This is a genomic window from Serratia sp. S4 (assembly GCF_000347995.1).
Classification (GTDB): domain Bacteria; phylum Pseudomonadota; class Gammaproteobacteria; order Enterobacterales; family Enterobacteriaceae; genus Serratia; species Serratia quinivorans.
Genome location: NZ_KB661120.1, coordinates 602,722 through 620,348, shown reverse-complemented (window position 1 = coordinate 620,348; position 17,627 = coordinate 602,722). Strand labels below are relative to the sequence as shown.

Genomic DNA, 17,627 nt, shown 5'->3' with positions numbered 1-17,627 from the left:
CCCGGTTATTACCGTCTGGCTCAGCGACGCAGGGTTAATATATTAATGGAATGCCTTTCAGGCGGTGAAAAGCAGTGGTTCAGCCGCAGAGGCTGGATTATGCTGGGGTTTTCGCGCGCCAAGGAGAGACCATGACTACCAGCCTGACGATAGCCAACCGCCATACCTGGTTCGGCCACGGCAGTATCAGCCAACTGATCCCGCTACTGACCGCTGAACCACAGCCGACGCTGCTGTTTAGCTGTCGTTCATTCCTCAATGGCGCGGTGTACTCTTCTCTGGCCGATGCGCTGACGCCGCTGCTGATCGGCACTGAGATCGTCAGCCACGAGGCCTCACCGCAGGAGATTGACGCCTGGGTGGCACGCTGGCGCGGAAAAGCCCAGCGTGTCGTCGCCATCGGCGGTGGCAGCGTGCTGGATGCCGCCAAGGCGTTCGCTGCCCTGGTGGAGCACCCGCTGCCGACTCTGCGCTATATGGAAAAGATCGGCGATACCAAAATCAGCGGAGCCACGCTGCCGCTGATCGCCATTCCAACTACCGCCGGTACCGGCAGCGAAGTCACGCAAAATGCGGTGATCACCGACACTCAATTGAGCAAGGTGAAAGCCTCGCTGCGGCATAACAACTTTGTGCCACATACCGCCATTCTGGACCCGCAACTGCTGGAGGGTGCGCCGGACAAGGTGCTGGCCTACTGCGCCATCGACGCCTTCACCCATTTGTTCGAAGCCTATTTGTCCAAAACCGCCAACGCCATGACGCGTGAAATGTCACTGACCGGCATTCGCCATTTCCTGCTCGCCTGGCCGACGCTCAACCGCAGTGCCCAGGCGCGCGAGAACATTTTGCAGGCTTCCTACCTTGGTGGGCTGACGCTGAGCGCCGCCGGGCTGGGGGTGATCCACGGCATTGCCGGCGAGATAGGCGCCTTGCGTGATTATCACCACGGCCAGGTCTGCGGCCGCCTGCTGTTGCCGTTCCTCGAACTGCTGGCGCAAAGCGACCAACCGCAGCAACGAGCGCTGATGGCCGAACTTGCCGCCCGCCTGTTCCCCGACCAACAGGACAGCCCTGAGCGTTATCTGATCGACTTTATTACCCGCAACGCCATCGCCAGTTTCTGGCAGGACGACCTGCCGATCACCGCCGACGAACTGGCGGTAACGCTGGCAAAATCCAACAGCAAAAACTCGCTGATCGACTACAGCGCGCCGCAGCGGCAGCAGATGATCGAAGGCGCTTTCCGCGTCGAATAATTATATAATTCGATCAAAGTAATAGCGGGAGATGGGAAATGGGTATCGTCAGTTGGATTTTCACCGGCATCGCCATCGGCATCCTGGTCGGCGTGCTGATCAAGATTTTTGGCAAGAAGAAAGAGCAGTAAACGGCCTTTCAAAGGCAAGTTGCACCGAATGCCTGCTCGGCAATACCCTCTTTACGCACAGGTAACGGCGGTATATTTCCAGTTCGAGCAGGCAACGCCCCCCTGAAAAGTCCGTGCTTCAAATAAACCCAGGACGGGTGCTGCTCACCATTATTATTCCTGCTCGCACACCGGAAAAACATACGAATTCAGTACATGGTCCTGCCATTTTCCGTTAATTTTCAGATAAGACCGCGCAAAGCCTTCTTGTACAAAACCCAGTTTCGCCAGCGTATTTTTGCTGCGCTGATTATCCGCCAGATGATTGGCCATAATACGGTGTAAGCCATACTGCTGATGGACATAATCGAGGGCCGCTGCCAACACTTCAGACATCAATCCTCGTCCTTCATGTTGTTGATCCAGAGAGAATCCCAGATAGCCTGCCTGAAAAACCCCGTAGACAAAGTTGGTAAAATTGACGCTTCCTGCAATTTCATCCGAACCCTTTAATGAGAAAACCAACAGCAGGCATTTCTTATCCTGATAATCGGGCCAGGATGCGGCAATGCGCTGGCTGATACTGGCGTGGGAATAATAGTCCTCAGTACGTAGTGGCTCAAAAGGCGCAAATTTCTGTTTATTGCTCAGCAAGAAGGTCTGCATCGCCGGGACGAAATGCTCCGTCAAACAATAGACCTCGGTTCTGGCGGTAGAGAAGAGTTTTACTTTTCCCGTGTTCATTTTCATGTCCCTGTGTCACTCAGTTAACCGGTTGTATTTCAATCGCCTGCGAGGAGGTTATACCATGGTTTTCGTGGGCTTTTGGCAGGGCATAAACCCTACCGCATGATTGATCACGCTGTTCCATGGGTCGCCAGCAGGCATTCGTGGAACAGCTTGACCACCCGCTGTGGGCTGGGTGAACGCCGCAGCACGCTGGAATACTCGCAATGGTAACGAAACAGCGCCGGTTTGATCGCCCGCATCATATTCTGCGCGACAAAAAACGCCGCATAGTGGTCGGGCAGGAAACCCACGTACTTGCCGGAGAGGATTAAGGTGGCGATAGATTCCTGGGCAAAGCCCGTCGCCTTGCGCTGCAAATGCTGCTGCAGGCTCAGCTCCATATTCGGCGAGTGATAACCTAATCCGGCAAAGGCATAATTGTGCAACAGATCCCAATTCAGCATTTCATGATCGGCGGAAAATAATTCATGCTGCGCGCCGCAATATAAGAACATCCTCTCACTAAATAATGAACTATAAGATAAACTTTCCGCACTGCGGTGCATGGGAATAATGCCAATCTGAAATTGTCCGTCAATAACGCCACGCTCAATGGTATTTATTGGCTCCACATACATTTGCAAAGACACTTCCGGCGCCTGCTCGCTAAATAAGGCAATCGCCCGGCCAATATGCGCCTGCGGGTTGCTGACGGTATGGTCAAATATCGCCACGTGCAGTTGCCCACCCAAGCGCTGGTGTACGTCATCCACCCCACGGCGAAAAGCCTCGGTGGCCGCCAGCAGGTTAATGGTTTCCTGGTAAATCAGCAGCCCTTCGTCAGTGACCGCAAACCCCTCGCGCCCGCGGTGGCACAGCGTCAGCCCCAGCCGTTGCTCCAGATCCTTAATGTGTTTGCTGATGGTCGACAGGCTGATATTCAGCTCCAGTTCGGCGGCGCTCATGCCACCACAGTCGACCACCACCTTAAACACCCGCAGCAAGCGCAGATCCATATCCGACAACTGCCCTAAAATCGCACGCTTTTTTACTTGCATAAAACCTTAAGTAAGTTTCGATATTTGATTATTCACATTAGTGAAGAAGCGGAACATAGTCAATTTGAAGCAACAATTCATTAACACGTCAGATTATTAACCCTACCTATTCTCCCGCCCGGAGGGAAAAATGGCTGATTTAAATCACCCTGAAAATAAGCCCGAACCTGAATGGTTAGAAGCCCATTGGATGCCGTTTACCGGTAACCGTAATTTTAAAGCCAACCCGCGAATGATAAGCCATGCTGAAGGCGTTTATTATACCAGCCAGGACGGCCGCAAAATTTTTGACGGTTTATCCGGGTTATGGTGCTGCGGGTTGGGCCATGGCCGCCAGGAAATTGCCGAGGCGGCCTACCGACAACTCTCTCGGCTGGATTATTCTCCGGCGTTTCAGTTTGGCCATGCATTATCTTTCGAACTGGCCAACAAGATTAAGGCCATGACGCCTGCCGGGCTGGACTATGTGTTTTTCACCGGCTCCGGCTCTGAAGCGGCGGACACCTCGTTAAAAATGGCCCGTGCCTACTGGCGCGCCAAGGGTCAGGCAGGCAAAACCTGTTTTATCGGCCGCGAAAAGGGTTACCACGGCGTTAACTTCGGTGGTATTGCGGTGGGCGGCATCGCCGGCAACCGGAAAGCCTTTGGCACCAGCGCCGAAGCAGATCATCTGCCGCATACCCTGCTGGCAGGTAACGCCTTTTCACGCGGTATGCCCGAACAGGGCGCAGAACTGGCGGAAGAGCTGAACCGCATCATTACGCTACGTGACGCCTCAACCATCGCCGCGGTGATTATTGAGCCGTTCTCCGGTTCCGCCGGGGTGATTGTGCCACCGGTCGGTTATCTGCAACGCATCCGCGAGATCTGCACTCAACACAATATCCTGCTGATTTTTGACGAAGTGATCACCGCCTTCGGTCGCTGCGGTGCCCTGACCGGGGCCGAAGCCTTTGGCGTCACGCCGGACATCATGAATATCGCCAAACAGGTGACCAACGGCGCCCAGCCGATGGGCGCGGTGGTGGTTCGGCCAGAGATTTATCAGGCCTTTATGACCACCGATGAACCCGAGTATTTGCTTGAGTTCCCGCACGGCTACACCTATTCCGCCCACCCGGTCAGCTGTGCGGTAGGGCTGGCGACGCTGGATATCATTGAACGCGAGCAGATGATTGAACGGGTGCAGGCACTTGCGCCCTATTTCGAGCAGGCGGTACACGGTTTACAGGGTTGCCGTCACGTCACCGACATTCGCAACTTTGGTCTGGCAGCCGGCATCACGCTGGCGGCGCGACCGGGGGAAGCGGCACGCAGGCCGTATGAAGTGGCGATGCGCTGCTGGGAAAAAGGCTTTTATGTTCGCTACGGCGGCGACACCCTGCAGCTGGCACCGCCGTTTATCAGTAGCGAGGCGCAGATCGATTCGTTGATCAACGCCCTGGGCGACGCCATCAACGCAACAGAATAATCAGGAGCGAATGCCATGCCTATTGCACATTGGATCAACGGTCAGTCCGCCCTCGGCGGCAGCCGCAGCCAGCCGGTATTCGATCCGGCGACCGGACAGTCCCAACAGGAAGTGTTGCTGGCCGACCGGGCCACGGTAGCAAGCGCCATCGATGCGGCCGAGCAGGCCTACCCGGCCTGGCGCGATACCCCGCCGCTGAAGCGGGCCAGAATTATGATCCGCCTGAAAACATTGCTGGAGCAGCACGCCGACCGCATCTGTCAGTTGATTACCGCCGAGCACGGCAAGGTGCTCAGCGACGCCATGGGCGAACTGCAGCGCGGCATCGAAAATATTGAGTACGCCAGCTATGCACCGGAGTTGCTCAAAGGCGAACACAGCAAGGATGCCGGGCCGGGTATCGACAGCTGGAGCGAATTCCAGCCGCTGGGGGTGGTGGCAGGCATCACGCCGTTTAACTTCCCGGCAATGGTGCCGCTGTGGATGTGGCCGATGGCAGTGGTTTGCGGCAACACTTTTGTGCTGAAACCCTCAGAACGTGTGCCCTCCTCCACGCTGTATATCGCCCAACTGGCGTCAGAGGCCGGGCTGCCGCCCGGAGTGCTGAATCTGGTCAATGGCGACCGCGAGGCGGTAGAAACCCTGTTGCACGACCCACGCGTTAAAGCGGTGAGTTTTGTCGGATCAACGCCGGTAGCGGAGCATATTTATCACACCGGTTGCGGCCAAAACAAACGAGTACAGGCCTTGGGTGGGGCGAAAAATCACGCGGTAGTGCTGCCGGACGCCGACATCGCCGGCAGCGTCAGCGCGCTGATGGGGGCGGCTTTCGGTTCCTGCGGGCAGCGTTGTATGGCGATCCCACTGGTGGTGGCGGTAGGGGATGACACCGCCGACGCGCTGATCGCCGGGCTACGGCAGCAAATGACCAACATGCGGATTGGTGCCGGTAGCGACAACCGTAACGATATGGGGCCGCTGGTCACCCACCAGCATTATCAGAAGGTGAAAAGCTACATCGATCAGGGCGTCGAAGAAGGAGCCAGCCTGGTGGTCGACGGCCGCGAGCTGCAGGTACGGGACGACAGTGGACAACTCAGTCAGGGGTATTTCCTCGGCCCGACGCTGTTTGACCATGTGCGGCCCGGCATGCGGATTTATCAGGAAGAGATCTTCGGCCCGGTGCTGGGTCTGGTACGAGTCGGCTCGCTGAAAGAAGCGATGGCGCTGATTGATGCCCATGAATACGGCAACGGCACCTGCCTGTTCACCCGCGACGGCGAGGCGGCACGCTACTTCTCCAGCCATATACAGGTCGGCATGGTGGGGATCAACGTCGCCCTGCCGGTGCCGGTGGCCTACCACTCCTTTGGCGGCTGGAAACGCTCGCTGTTCGGTGACCTGCACGCCTACGGCCCGGATGCGGTGCGCTTTTACACCAAACGCAAAACCATCACCCAGCGCTGGCCATCATCCAGCGATGCCCAATATGCCAGCTTCAGTTTCCCATCCGGGCAGGGTTAAGCCATGACAGAACATAAATTCAAAGGCAATCTCAGCGTCCTCGACGTGGTGCTGAGCTACATGCGCAACCGGCAGGCCGTCCCGCTGGTTGAACCCTCAATTGAAGGAGAATAACCATGTCGCAGCGCGCTCAGGATTTGGGCATTAAAATCGGCCACGGCGTTGCCGGCCCGCTGAACGCCATCACCGACGTGCCCGGCGTCCGCGTCGGCCACGCCAGCATCCACGCCGATCTGGCCGACGGCCGCAGCGTACACACCGGCGTCACGGTGATCGAGCCACGGGCCGGTCAGGCCCGGCAATCCCCCTGCTTTGCCGGGGTGCACGTACTCAACGGCAACGGCGACGCCACCGGGTTGGAGTGGATCCGTGAAGCCGGCCTGCTCACCAGCCCCATTGCCTTTACCAACACCCACAGCGTCGGCGTGGTGCGCGACAGCCTGATCGCGCTGGAGCGCGAAACGCTCCCCGCCGACGATAAGGCGGTGTACTGGAATATGCCGGTGGTGATGGAAACCTTCGACGGCCTGCTCAACGACATCAACGGCTTTCACGTCAAGCCCGAGCATGTACGGCAGGCGCTGCAGGCAGCACATAACGGTTTGCCACAGGAAGGTGCGGTCGGCGGCGGCAGCGGTATGATCTGCCATGAGTTTAAGGGGGGTATCGGCACCGCATCCCGTCGTCTGCCTGCAGACCGTGGCGGTTGGACGGTCGGGGCCATCGTGCAGGCCAACCACGGCAAACGTACGTCGCTGCTGGTTGGCGGCTATCCGGTCGGTCGCCATCTGGGGCATATTCACTCGCCATTCACCCCACAACTGCCACATCCGGGCATGGGGTCAATTGTCGTCACGCTGGCCACCGACGCCCCGCTGTTGCCACACCAATGTACGCGTTTGGCCCAACGCGCCAGCATCGGCATTGCGCGCACCGGCGGCGGTACTGAAGATTCGAGCGGTGATATTTTTATCGCCTTCGCCACCGGCAACGACGGGCTGCCGCCAGCCGACTACGCCGACAAAGGGGCCTTCACCACGCCACTACGTATGGTGAATAACGATTACATCTCCGAACTGTTTGCGGCGGCGGCCGAAGCGGTGGAGGAGGCAATTATCAATGCCCTGCTGGCGGCCAATACTATTTCCGGTAACGGCCACCGGGCGGAAGGACTAAGTGCCGGGCAGTTGCTGACCGCGCTGGAACAAGCCGGCTGGCGAGCATAAGAGTAGAGGCGCGGCATGCCGCGCCCTGTATCAGTCAGGACTCACCACCCGGTTTGGGGGCCGGGTAGTCATAATCGAGCTTGATCGGTTCGGCGTAAACGCTGTCCCATAGCTGGCTGTAGAGCATATCCAGCCGCTGGCTCATCGCCGGATTGTGCAGCACCAACTCCAGATTGCGCGAGTTATCCAGATAACCGCCGGTCCAGTTGCTGGTGCCGATCCACGCCGTTTCGCCGTCAATGGTCATGATTTTGCTGTGGATCACCCGGGCGAACGGGATAAAGCCGCTGCTGGCCGGGGGAATAGTGACAATTCTCACCTGCACGTTCGGCACTACCGCCAGGCTTTTCAGCCAGGCGATATCCGGTTTTTTGGTGTTCCAGTTGGCGACCATCAGATCAACCTGCACGCCGCGGGCGGCAGCGCTGCGCAGGGCATTGTCGATCGTCGCGTAATAAGGCCGGGTGTGGTCTGGGCCAAAAGACAACGGTGCATAGTCCATCACCTGCACCCGTACTCGCTGTTTGGCCGTAGCCAGCAGGCGCGGCAACTCCACCTGCGAGTCAATCACCCCGGCCGGATTATAGGCACGCGGACTGGCGACCAAATAGTTACCCTGCGGCGTTGCGGCCTTTGGCTGGTAAGGCCGTTGCGGCACCGGCTTACCCGCCGCCAGCAAAGCCTGAGCTTGCCAATCCTGCTCGAAGATCGCCTGGATCTGCCCGACCACCCCGGCATCGCTGATGCGCAGCCCGGTTTCATGGATATGCGCCAGCGCACGCCAGTCGAAGTTCTGGCTGCCGACAAACGCCTGCTCACCGTCCACCAGCAGGTATTTGGCATGCAAAATACCGCCGCTCAGCCGCTGATAAGGAATAATGCGCAGCTCCAGGTTAGGGATCGCCTTAAGCTGCTCCAGCGTCTCAGGGGTAGAGATGCGGATGCCCTTCTCTTCCATCAGAAAACGGATCTTCACTCCGCGTTCGCCCGCAGCCTTCAGGTGTTGCAGCACGCCATCCAGCAGCGAACCCTGTTGGTTCGCCACGTAGAACTGGCCCAGATCGATGCGGGTTTTCGCCGCATCGAACATCTGCTGCCACACTTGCGCGGTGTTACGCAGGTCATCCGCCTGCAACGCGGTTTCCACCGGCGCGGTATACACCAGCTCGTAGCCGGGAATATCAAAACGCGCCGTCGCACTCTGGCTCAACATCAACAGGCAGCTACCCCATAACGCAGTGTAAAGGCGGCCCAGCGGCCGCCGTGGTTGACGGCCATTAGGCATAGCGCGGTGCCTCACTGTCAACCCATTGCTCGCGGTTGCCGTTTTCCGGACGGCTGGCTGGCGCACCGGCGCGGATCAGCAGCACTTTGAGCAGCTCGTTAATGCGTTCCATGCGGCTTTGCAGATAGTTGTTGCCCACCAGGCACAACAACGCGATGGCGATCCCCAGCCCGGTGGCGTACAACGCAGTACCCATCCCGGCAGAAACCAGGCTCGGCTCGGAGACCCCAGAGGCCGCCAGCGCCTTAAAGGTTTCGATAATCCCCATCACCGTCCCCAGCAGCCCCAACAGCGGTGCGGCGGTCACGATGGTTTCCAGCAGCCACAGGCCACGCGCCATCAGCGGCTTGCTCAGCAGGTACTGGGCGTCGATCAAATCCCCGATCGCTTCACGGTCGCCGGCACGGTGCTTTTGCTCCAGCACCGGTGAAATTACCGCCAACGGCAGGCTGTTGCGCTGGGTCAGCTCATCCGGCAGATCGGCGGTGCGGCGAACGTCCAGCGTTAATGCCTGCTCCAGTCGGCGTGCCTGGCGCTGGGTGTAGGCGAAATACAGCGCGCGTTCGATAATGATCACCAGCGCAATCGCCAGTGCGGCGTACATCACGTAGAAAATAATGTCGTGCATTAAATTGGCATTCATCATTCAGATCTCGGATTGGTTAAAAGGTGGCTTCCAGCGATACGCTGAAGGTACGTTCTTCCCCGACGTTGTAGTACGGCGTACTGGCCTTCACGCCGCCATACGGCGCTGCGTTGAAGGTGGTGGTGCGCACCGATGTCAGGTACTCCTTGTCGAACAGGTTGCTGATACCAAAACGCAACGCCGCGCTCTTGACGATCTTCTTGTCTACCGGCAGATGCACCCCCGCCGCCAGATCGAACACCGTGCGGCCGCCGATCTTCTCGTCGTTAGTCAGGTCGCCGTAGAACGAACTGACGTATTTGCCGCTGACGCTGCTGTAATACAGGCCATCGTCATAGCCCAACGTCATGTTAAGCAGGTTTTTCGGCACGTTCGGCACCTCTTTGCCACTGGTCGGCAGCGGCTGGCCGCCGTTGCTGACAATGTCGCTCTTCTGCCTGGACTGGGTGTAGGTGTACGAGGTGTAGTAGTTGAAGTTATGCGGCAGCTGGCCGCTCCATTCCAGCTCCAGCCCTTTGTTCTCCACATTGCCGATGTTCATCATCTCGTAATCGCCGGACGAGTTGGTGGTGGAGATTTGACGATCGCTGTAGCGCATATAGAACAGCGTGGCACTCATCAGCATATTTTCCTGCTGGAAACGCCAGCCCAGCTCGTGGTTCCAGCTCAGTTCCGGCTTGGTACTAAGCGAGTCGCCCACGTTGTACAGCACGTAGTTCGGCGGAGTACGCATGTTGCGCGTCAGGTTGTAGAACACCTGATTTTCCTGATTCAGCTTGTAGCTGGCGCTGAAGTTAGGCAGGAACTCATGATATTTGGCATCACGCTTTTCCGGCACGTTGTACAGGCTGCCCTTGTTATCCCCTTTTCGCTCAACGTACTGATAAGCCAGCCCGCCGACAAAGGTCCAGTCCGGCGTGGCGAACCAGGTGTCCTGCAGCCAGACTTTTTGCGCCGGGGTGATGGTGTATTGGTTGCGCCCCTGCACGGTTTTGCCATTGGCGTCCTTCACCTGATCGCTGCCGCCCGGTTTGCCAGAGAGTTGCTCCGGGTTACCGTCGTCCTTGATGCCGATAAACGGCTGGGTCTGCGACTGGCGCGCACGTTCATACCAGTAGCCGATATCCAGGCTGTGCTGATCGTTGATGTCCCACTTCAGCTTGGTAGTAATGCCCGGCCGCCAGGTTTGCGTCCAGGAAGGGCGGTAATAGGTGTTGGACTGCAAATTGCTCAGATCGTACTGACCGGCCTTATCCGAAGTATTGGACAACACCGAAGCGGTCTGGCCGGTGAAGCTGCCGCCATTACCCCAGTAGTAATAGGGTTGCAGAGTCAACGCCAGGTTGTCGCGCAGTTGCAGCTTCTGGGTGAACGACAACGTGAAGGTGTCAAACGGGTTGCGGTTGAGTTTGTAGTACTTGTTCAACTGGCCCTTGCTGTTGTACTCCGGCGTGGTGGCGTAGTCGGTATAACGGCCGTCATTTTCAAACTGCGCCTTGCTCAGGGTGTTGTAGTTGACGTTATTCTGCTGGTTGTACTTCATGATCAGGTTGCTGCTGTTGCCGTTGCCGTCCTCATACAACGAGTTCATTTCGAACTTGTTGGAGTACTCGCGCCCTTCCCCGCGCCACTTTTTCGCCTCGGTGTGCGAGTAGGAGATCCAGTTGCTGAAGCCGTTGTACTCACCGGTCTCCAGACGGGCGAAGGTTTTGCTCAGGTTGTTGCTGCCCAGCGTCTGTTTGACGAAGCCACCGAAATCTTTTGCCGGACGGCGCGTTACCATACCAATGTTGCCACCGCTGGAACCGATATGCGGGCCATCCACCTCAGACGAACCCTGGGTGACGAACACCTCCTCCAGGTTTTCCGAGTCGCCCAGCAGGTTTGGGTAAACCGCGTAGTTGCCGGAATCGTTAATCGGAATGCCGTCCATCGACAGGCCGATTTGATCGGAGTTCATACCGCGCATGGTGTAATCGACGCCGCTCAGGCCGCTGGCGTCGTTGCTGTTGACGTTCAGGCCCGGGGTATATTTCAGTTTGTCGATGGCGTTGGCCGCCGCCGGCATTTTATCCATTGCCTCTTTGGTGACGGTCGATCGCCCCTTGGCGCTATCGTCCTGCACCATCATGCCGCCGCCCAGCGACTGCCCTTTTACGCTGATGGTACCGACGTCGGTCGAGTCCGCCGCCAGCGCCGCCCCCGGCAATATCGCCGACATCACCGCCAGATAAAGCCCAGATCGATTGAAAGATTTCATTGTTCACTTCCCATAAAAATCAAACTGTTATGCCAGGCGTCAAGGCGCCTGATAATTGAACGTGGCTGAAAATCGTTTTGTTGTTTGCCCGTTGAAAGCCTCGCTTGGGAACGGCTTCACCTGGCTGATGCTTTGCAGACTGCTTAGCGCCGCACGGTTGAGCAGCATGCTGGCCGCTTTATTGGCGATGCCGGACGAGAGCACCCGACCGCTGCGATCGACCTCCAGCCAGACCTCGACGTTGCCCTGCGGCCGCTCAAGTGACGCCTGCCGCCCGCTTGGATAGCGCTTGCGCTGCTCCAGCTCACGACGCAGCGCCTGCAGATAACCGTTTTCGATTGCCTGCACATTCACTTTCGGCGCCGCCGGGGCGACCGGAGCGGGTTGTGCCACCGGTTTGCTGACCAGCGCCTTCGGCGCTGCAGGGGCCGCAACAGGTTTAGCCTTCTCCACCGGCCTGGCTTTTTCTTTTACTGGCTTGGGCTTGGGTTTCGGCTGTGGTTTGGGCACCGGTTTGGCTTCGATAATCGGCTCCGGTGCCGGCACAACCGGTTCGGGGATCGCTTCCGGCTCTGGCGGCGGGGGTTCGGGTTGCGGCTCCGGTGGTGTTTCCGCTTGAGGTTCTGGTGCAGGTTCAGGCTCGACCAACGCCAATTCCATGGCGGTTTCGTCATAGCGCGGCTGAATTTTCAGCGCCGCCTGCTGGCTGGCAAACAGTACGCAGCCGACGACGATCAGCGCCGGTAACCAACTGAAAAGGTGACGTGAACGATAGAGCAGATACATGTCACAGCTTCCGTGTGGCGATAGAGACAGAGTAAAAACCGCCCTGACGCAGGTTATCCATCACCGCCACCAGCCGCTCTACCGCGACGCCCTTGTCGCTGTTGACGATAATGGTGGTGGTCTGGTTTTCCTGTTGCTGTTGCTTTAGCGTGCTGACCAGCGCACTCAGCGCCAACGGCTGGCCGTCGAGCTGCAGTTGATCTTCGGCACCCAGCGTAATGATCGCCTTCTTCTGCGGTTTCAACTGCTGCGCACTGCCGGCGGACGGCAACTGAGTTTTCAGCCCGAGGGCCGGGATCACATTCAGGCTAATCAACACAAAAAACACCAGCAAAAACATCATCACGTCGATCATCGGGATCAGTTCGATGTGCGCTTTGTTCTTCTTCGGCTCGTTCCAGTTACGCATGGCACTCCCTCCCAAAAGCAAAGCAGCCAATATAGAGAGCCTATGTTTACCTTTTGTTACGCTTGTGTGATCTTATTCTCACAGTGAACACATTTTGAGAGAATATTCCCAGCGAGTAACGGGTCAGAGGGGTTATATAACTGGTTAATTGGATATGATTTTTAATGGAATAATGACGAAGGAGAACTTATAGCGATTAATGCATAGGAAGGGAGTTTGTGATTATCCTGACACTTTATAGCAAGATCTTCAGACCGTGCTTTTGCACCAGAGAAAGCAGTTTTAATGACGGGCCACCCGGCAGCTTTGCTCCGGACTCCCATTTTTGAATGGTTGACAGACTGGTATTCAAATAGCGGGCAAAAACCGGCTGACTCAGATGCAATTGTTCACGCAGCGCCTTAATCTGATGCGGTTGTAATGCCTCTAACGGAACCAGACAGGACTCATCAAAACTACGCATTGTCTCTTGTGAAATGGCCCCAACGCGCTGCAGACCCTGAGCAGCACTGTGAATGGCTTCAAACGCGGGGCTACGAAACTCAGTCTTATTATTCTTCATGACAAATCTCCACCCATTCTTTTTGCTCAATCAGTGCAGCTATTGCCTCAGCGCTCAAACAGCCATATTGTGTCGCCAACTTTCGAAATGCCTGCAACTCAGCCCTATTGATACTGGGCTGACTCTGCTTGGCAAACAGGAAAGTGTACACCCAGCTACTACCGCTTTTTGCCAATACCAGCGCCCGTTCTCGATTACAATTCAAACGTTTTTTGAATACGCCGCCACCTAAATCAATGGCTAAACCTCTCTGTACATCCTGAATTGCTTCGCACAAAACCACATCGGTTATGCCATGAGCATAAGCTTTTTTCGTAAACCACTTGGTTTTAAAGGTACGCATGGCGGCTGATATCCTATCGGCAATAAATGTAGCACTTAGTGATGCACTTTCCAATGACAGTTTGGCCTACCAACATCTTCGCGATGTCCGTTTAGCGCAACAGAAAAAATTGTTTTTTGCTAAAAGCGCTGAGTCTTTAGAGTCGCTTAAGTAATGAGAAAGAAATAACTGTGGCGATGTGCGCAAAACGGTGTTCTTCAGGCATAAAAAAAGACGCCCGCAGGCGCCTTGTTTGCAGTACTGATTTAATCAGTTCACTTTAACCGGCATACCGGAACGGGCTTTCATTGCCGCGTCCACTTCGCTCTGGTTAACGGCTGGGTCCATCATCACTTTGCCTACTGGCGCAGAGATGGTCAACGGCACCGGGTCTTTCGACTTCAGCTGCTCTTCGTTAGCGGAAAGCGGGTTGTGCACTTCCAGGTAACGGGAACCGTCCGGCTCTACGCTGACTTTGATCGGCTCGTTGATAAATTGCACACGAGTCCCGACCGGCACGTTATCGAACAGGAACTTGATGTCGTCAGCACGCAGACGCACGCAGCCGTGGCTCACGCGCAGACCGATACCGAAGTTGGCGTTGGTACCGTGGATCGCATACAGACGACCAACGTACAACGCATACAGCCCCATCGGGTTGTCAGGACCGGCCGGGAATACCGCTGGCAGGATCTCGCCGTCAGCGGCGTATTCTGCGCGCATCTTGGCGGTTGGCGTCCAGGTTGGGCCGTCTTTCTTGCGCTGTACCGTAGTGGTCCAGTTCAGAGGGGTATCTTTACCCAACTGGCCGATACCGATTGGCAGCACGATTACCGTGTTGGTGCCTTTCGGGTAGTAGTACAGACGCATCTCGGCGCTGTTGATGATGATGCCTTCACGCGGAGCGTCAGGCAGGATCAACTGCTGAGGGATGGTCAGGGTGCTGCCGGCCTTCGGCAGGAACGGATCCACACCCGGGTTGGCTTCCAGCATATTGCTCAGGCCCATCTGGTATTGAGCGGCAAAGCTCTCCAGCGGCAGCTTGCTGTCTTCCGGTACGGTGATTTGGATGTTCTCACCCACCAGACGGCTGTCTTTGGCAGGTAAAGGATAGACAACGGCGAAGGCAGCTTGGCTGAATACCACCAGTGCCGTAAACAGGGTTAGTAACGCGCGAATGCTCATTTTCATCTTCGTGTAGGTTATGGCCACTGGCAGTTATAGGTTATTTCGGCCATGAAAGACCGGATGCGCATTATATGTGCACATCGACCTAAGTGTGAAACATTACCGGCGCAATATCGAACTTTTTTGTAACCTGGTGCGGCACGAAGAGGAGTAACTGTGAAAACCGCCGCTAAAACGCGGCGATTGGCGGTGACATCAGGCGGATAGGGATCAGATATTCGCAGCGGATCGCCGTACCTCCAGCGCTGCAAACGCCCCCCAACGCGGGATAAAAACGCTCGATATCCTTACCCGGCCGCCGTATTGCTTTCATCATGGGTATCGCGGTGTCATACAGGCGGGCGATAAAGTTTTGTAACTCTTCAACCTGCCCCTGATAGGTAAAGCTGGCGTAGTCGCCCTGCTCGATCAGTACCCGTTCGCCTTCTGCCCGCTCGTCCGCCAACGCCAGGGTATAAGCCATTCGTTGCCTACCGCGTAGCCTGCTGTCGGCCTCCAGACTGGTAAGGCCATAGACCACCGCCAAGGTTTCGGCTTCCTTCGGCATCATCTGCCGCCAGGCATGCTGACGCAGCTCGTTTTTCGAATGCAGCAATTGCCCCAACGTACAACTGCGGTGCTGGGTGTGGCCAATCAATTGCATTGCCGGCAGCGTAATGATCTCCGCCTGTGGTAATGGCGCATCCATCAGCCGCAGCGGAGGCTGCATCCCCAGCCCTGACCAGTCGGTACTGCGGCGATAACCGGCCGGCGGCATACCGAACTGCTTTTTGAAACAGCGGGTGAAAGTCTGCTGGGAATCAAACTGATACTTGTCGGCGATAAAGGCCACGCCGTGGTTGGTGAGCCGCAGTTCGCGTGCGGCGGCCGTCAGCCGCCTGCGCCGGGCGTAAGTTCCCAGGATTTCGCCGGTTAACTCTTTGAATAACCGCTGCAGGTGCCATTTGGAATAGCCTGATTTGGCCGCAATATCGTCGAGCGTCAGCGGCTGGTCGAGGTTCTGCTCGATCCAGGCCAGCAGTGCCGTAATGACCTGTTGTTGATACATAGCGCCACCTTATCTCCTGAGAGTGCTAAAACCAGCGCTCACTGTATCGGTCGCGGTGCTAGACCACATTGCACAATCAGGACATAATGTTTTTCAATTACGCCAAACTGAGAATTATTCTCATGACCTTTATCACCGAGCCGCGTTTCGATATCGATCAGGTACCGCGTGCCATTTTTGCCGTGCAGGGTTCCACCATTGATAAAGATTGGGAGATCACCCATCACCGGCACCGCAAAGCACAGCTGATTTATACGGTGCGCGGCATGATCCGCTGCGAGGTGGAAAACGGTCTGTGGCTGGTGCCGCCACAGTGTGCGTTATGGATGCCCAGCAATGTGCTGCATAACGCCCAGGGGGCCAGTGCCAGCGAGTGCTACTGCCTGTTTGTCGATCAGGATGCTATCGCCGGGTTGCCGACCCACTGCTGTACGCTGGCGGTGTCCCCGCTGCTGCGTGAACTGCTGTTCCAGGCCAGCGCTTTCGAACAGCTGTACGACCAACAAGGCCCGGAAGGACGATTGGCCGGCGTATTGTTGGATCAGTTGGTCAAGGCGCCGGTTGAGAATCTGCACCTGCCGGTCTCCAATGACGCGCGCATTCGCCAGTTAACAGAGCGGCTGCTGGCCAACCCGGCGGACAAGGCGACACTTGGCCAATGGGCGCAGCATATCGGCATGAGCGAACGCTCGCTCAACCGCACTCTGCAACAACAAATGGGCATGAGCTTTGGCCACTGGCGGCGACAATTGCACGTGGTGCTGGCGCTGCAACGGCTGACCCAGGGTGACAGCGTGCAACGGGTGGCGCTGGATCTGGGCTACGAAAGCGCCAGCGGTTTTGTCACCATGTTCAGAAAAGCGGTGGGTAAACCGCCGGCGCGCTATCTGGCAGAGAAAAACGCGGCGGACCGGGCGCAAGGGGCCGGGATCGTCATGTAGTACCGAAACCGGCCACAAAGTTACTGTGCCAACCAGCCGCCATCCATATTCCAGGCGGCACCGCGCACCTGCACTGCGGCGTCGCTGCACAGAAACAGCGCCAGTTCCCCCAACTGCTCCGGCGTCACAAACTCCAGCGAGGGCTGTTTCTCCGCCAGCAGGTCATTGCGCGCCTGCTGTGGATCGGTGCCGGCGGCAATCCGTTGGTCAATTTGCTGCTGCACCAACGGCGTCAGCACCCAACCGGGACAGATGGCATTGCAGGTAATGGCGCTACGCGCGGTTTCCAGCGCGATGGTTTTGGTCAGCCCCACCACGCCGTGTTTGGCCGCCACATAGGCCGCCTTGTCTTTGGATGCCACCAACCCATGCACCGAGGCAACGTTGATAATCCGTCCCCAACCGCGCTCTCGCATACCCGGCAGTGCCAGGCGGCTGGTGTGGAACACCGACGACAGATTAATCGCAATAATCGCGTTCCATTTATCGGCCGGGAATGACTCCAGGGGTGAAACATGCTGAATACCGGCGTTATTAACCAGAATGTCGGTGCCACCAAACTCCAGCTCGACATAACGCATCAGATCGGCGATCTGTTGCGGATCGCTGAGATCTGCGTCGTGGTAGCCGGGCGCGGCGCCCAAACCTGCGATATGTGCCTTCGCCTGCCCCACCTCGCCAAAACCGTTGAGGATCACCTGGGCGCCCGCGGCCGCCAGGCTGGCGGCCAGCCCGAGGCCGATACCGCTGGTCGAACCGGTCACCAGTGCCCTTTTGCCTTGTAAATTCATGTTGTTGCTCCT

Annotated in this window: 17 protein-coding genes; 5 read left to right on the top strand and 12 right to left on the bottom strand. The window is 57.1% G+C overall.

What is annotated here, in order from left to right; all coding sequences use genetic code 11:
- Positions 1–131: 131 nt before the first annotated feature.
- Positions 132–1,259, top strand: a complete 1,128-nt coding sequence (locus SERS4_RS0103505; protein WP_017891514.1) for an iron-containing alcohol dehydrogenase — start codon at positions 132–134, stop codon at positions 1,257–1,259.
- A 284-nt stretch (positions 1,260–1,543) separates the two neighbouring features.
- Here SERS4_RS0103505 and SERS4_RS0103495 read toward each other — a convergent pair whose 3' ends face one another.
- On the bottom strand, positions 1,544–2,119 hold the full coding sequence (locus tag SERS4_RS0103495) for a GNAT family N-acetyltransferase (protein ID WP_253275382.1): 576 nt from the start codon (positions 2,117–2,119) through the stop codon (positions 1,544–1,546).
- Positions 2,120–2,226: 107 nt separating this feature from the next.
- On the bottom strand, positions 2,227–3,156 hold the full coding sequence (locus SERS4_RS0103490) for a LysR family transcriptional regulator (protein ID WP_017891511.1): 930 nt from the start codon (positions 3,154–3,156) through the stop codon (positions 2,227–2,229).
- 130 nt (positions 3,157–3,286) lie between these two features.
- On the opposite strand from SERS4_RS0103490, the gene SERS4_RS0103485 reads away from it, so the two are divergent.
- From SERS4_RS0103485 to SERS4_RS0103470, 3 genes are all read left to right on the top strand, one after another.
- On the top strand, positions 3,287–4,627 hold the full coding sequence (locus SERS4_RS0103485; protein ID WP_017891510.1) for an aspartate aminotransferase family protein: 1,341 nt from the start codon (positions 3,287–3,289) through the stop codon (positions 4,625–4,627).
- Between the two features lie 15 nt (positions 4,628–4,642).
- On the top strand, positions 4,643–6,151 hold the full coding sequence (locus SERS4_RS0103480; RefSeq protein WP_017891509.1) for a CoA-acylating methylmalonate-semialdehyde dehydrogenase: 1,509 nt from the start codon (positions 4,643–4,645) through the stop codon (positions 6,149–6,151).
- A gap of 116 nt (positions 6,152–6,267) precedes the next feature.
- Complete coding sequence (locus tag SERS4_RS0103470; RefSeq protein ID WP_017891507.1) at positions 6,268–7,377, top strand: P1 family peptidase; 1,110 nt, start codon at positions 6,268–6,270, stop codon at positions 7,375–7,377.
- A gap of 34 nt (positions 7,378–7,411) precedes the next feature.
- Here the strand turns inward: SERS4_RS0103470 and SERS4_RS0103465 are convergent, their stop codons facing one another.
- The 9 genes from SERS4_RS0103465 to SERS4_RS0103420 form a co-directional block, all read right to left on the bottom strand.
- On the bottom strand, positions 7,412–8,662 hold the full coding sequence (locus SERS4_RS0103465; protein WP_017891506.1) for a phospholipase D-like domain-containing protein: 1,251 nt from the start codon (positions 8,660–8,662) through the stop codon (positions 7,412–7,414).
- Positions 8,655–9,305, bottom strand: coding sequence for a MotA/TolQ/ExbB proton channel family protein (locus SERS4_RS0103460; RefSeq protein WP_017891505.1), 651 nt, complete (start codon positions 9,303–9,305; stop codon positions 8,655–8,657). Before SERS4_RS0103460 ends, SERS4_RS0103465 begins: the two co-directional genes overlap by 8 nt.
- Positions 9,306–9,324: 19 nt before the next feature.
- Positions 9,325–11,568 carry a TonB-dependent receptor gene (locus tag SERS4_RS0103455; protein WP_017891504.1) on the bottom strand — a complete coding sequence of 748 codons (2,244 nt, stop codon included), beginning with the start codon at positions 11,566–11,568 and terminating at the stop codon, positions 9,325–9,327.
- A 39-nt stretch (positions 11,569–11,607) separates the two neighbouring features.
- On the bottom strand, positions 11,608–12,354 hold the full coding sequence (locus SERS4_RS0103450; protein WP_017891503.1) for an energy transducer TonB: 747 nt from the start codon (positions 12,352–12,354) through the stop codon (positions 11,608–11,610).
- A gap of 1 nt (position 12,355) precedes the next feature.
- Positions 12,356–12,763, bottom strand: coding sequence for a biopolymer transporter ExbD (locus SERS4_RS0103445; RefSeq protein ID WP_012005055.1), 408 nt, complete (start codon positions 12,761–12,763; stop codon positions 12,356–12,358).
- A gap of 235 nt (positions 12,764–12,998) precedes the next feature.
- Positions 12,999–13,325, bottom strand: coding sequence for a DNA-binding transcriptional regulator (locus tag SERS4_RS0103440; protein ID WP_017891502.1), 327 nt, complete (start codon positions 13,323–13,325; stop codon positions 12,999–13,001).
- Positions 13,315–13,668 (bottom strand): type II toxin-antitoxin system RelE/ParE family toxin, encoded by a 354-nt coding sequence (locus SERS4_RS0103435; protein WP_017891501.1) that lies wholly within the window; start codon positions 13,666–13,668, stop codon positions 13,315–13,317. The genes SERS4_RS0103440 and SERS4_RS0103435 overlap by 11 nt, the downstream gene beginning before the upstream one ends.
- A 249-nt stretch (positions 13,669–13,917) precedes the next feature.
- Positions 13,918–14,838 carry a L,D-transpeptidase family protein gene (locus SERS4_RS0103425; protein WP_012005053.1) on the bottom strand — a complete coding sequence of 307 codons (921 nt, stop codon included), beginning with the start codon at positions 14,836–14,838 and terminating at the stop codon, positions 13,918–13,920.
- A 166-nt stretch (positions 14,839–15,004) separates the two neighbouring features.
- Entirely contained in the window at positions 15,005–15,883 is an 879-nt protein-coding gene (locus SERS4_RS0103420; protein WP_017891498.1) for a helix-turn-helix domain-containing protein, read from the bottom strand.
- 122 nt (positions 15,884–16,005) lie between these two features.
- Here SERS4_RS0103420 and SERS4_RS0103415 point away from each other — a divergent pair, with 122 nt between their 5' ends.
- A complete protein-coding gene (locus SERS4_RS0103415) occupies positions 16,006–16,824 on the top strand; it encodes a helix-turn-helix domain-containing protein (RefSeq protein ID WP_172641806.1) in 819 nt (272 codons plus the stop codon).
- Positions 16,825–16,844: 20 nt separating this feature from the next.
- Here SERS4_RS0103415 and SERS4_RS0103410 read toward each other — a convergent pair whose 3' ends face one another.
- Positions 16,845–17,615, bottom strand: coding sequence for a 3-hydroxybutyrate dehydrogenase (locus SERS4_RS0103410; RefSeq protein ID WP_017891496.1), 771 nt, complete (start codon positions 17,613–17,615; stop codon positions 16,845–16,847).
- Positions 17,616–17,627: the final 12 nt, after the last annotated feature.

Excerpts from the sequence above, each read along its gene's own strand:
- SERS4_RS0103505 (WP_017891514.1), top strand. The coding sequence starts at position 132 with ATGACTACCAGCCTGACGATAGCCAACCGCCATACCTGGTTCGGCCAC.
- SERS4_RS0103495 (WP_253275382.1), bottom strand. The coding sequence starts at position 2,119 with ATGAAAATGAACACGGGAAAAGTAAAACTCTTCTCTACCGCCAGAACC.
- SERS4_RS0103410 (WP_017891496.1), bottom strand. The coding sequence starts at position 17,615 with ATGAATTTACAAGGCAAAAGGGCACTGGTGACCGGTTCGACCAGCGGT.
- SERS4_RS0103450 (WP_017891503.1), bottom strand. The coding sequence starts at position 12,354 with ATGTATCTGCTCTATCGTTCACGTCACCTTTTCAGTTGGTTACCGGCG.
- SERS4_RS0103490 (WP_017891511.1), bottom strand. The coding sequence starts at position 3,156 with ATGCAAGTAAAAAAGCGTGCGATTTTAGGGCAGTTGTCGGATATGGAT.
- SERS4_RS0103465 (WP_017891506.1), bottom strand. The coding sequence starts at position 8,662 with ATGCCTAATGGCCGTCAACCACGGCGGCCGCTGGGCCGCCTTTACACT.
- SERS4_RS0103485 (WP_017891510.1), top strand. The coding sequence starts at position 3,287 with ATGGCTGATTTAAATCACCCTGAAAATAAGCCCGAACCTGAATGGTTA.
- SERS4_RS0103470 (WP_017891507.1), top strand. The coding sequence starts at position 6,268 with ATGTCGCAGCGCGCTCAGGATTTGGGCATTAAAATCGGCCACGGCGTT.
- SERS4_RS0103415 (WP_172641806.1), top strand. The coding sequence starts at position 16,006 with ATGACCTTTATCACCGAGCCGCGTTTCGATATCGATCAGGTACCGCGT.
- SERS4_RS0103440 (WP_017891502.1), bottom strand. The coding sequence starts at position 13,325 with ATGAAGAATAATAAGACTGAGTTTCGTAGCCCCGCGTTTGAAGCCATT.
- SERS4_RS0103435 (WP_017891501.1), bottom strand. The coding sequence starts at position 13,668 with ATGCGTACCTTTAAAACCAAGTGGTTTACGAAAAAAGCTTATGCTCAT.
- SERS4_RS0103420 (WP_017891498.1), bottom strand. The coding sequence starts at position 15,883 with ATGTATCAACAACAGGTCATTACGGCACTGCTGGCCTGGATCGAGCAG.
- SERS4_RS0103445 (WP_012005055.1), bottom strand. The coding sequence starts at position 12,763 with ATGCGTAACTGGAACGAGCCGAAGAAGAACAAAGCGCACATCGAACTG.
- SERS4_RS0103460 (WP_017891505.1), bottom strand. The coding sequence starts at position 9,305 with ATGAATGCCAATTTAATGCACGACATTATTTTCTACGTGATGTACGCC.
- SERS4_RS0103455 (WP_017891504.1), bottom strand. The coding sequence starts at position 11,568 with ATGAAATCTTTCAATCGATCTGGGCTTTATCTGGCGGTGATGTCGGCG.
- SERS4_RS0103425 (WP_012005053.1), bottom strand. The coding sequence starts at position 14,838 with ATGAAAATGAGCATTCGCGCGTTACTAACCCTGTTTACGGCACTGGTG.
- SERS4_RS0103480 (WP_017891509.1), top strand. The coding sequence starts at position 4,643 with ATGCCTATTGCACATTGGATCAACGGTCAGTCCGCCCTCGGCGGCAGC.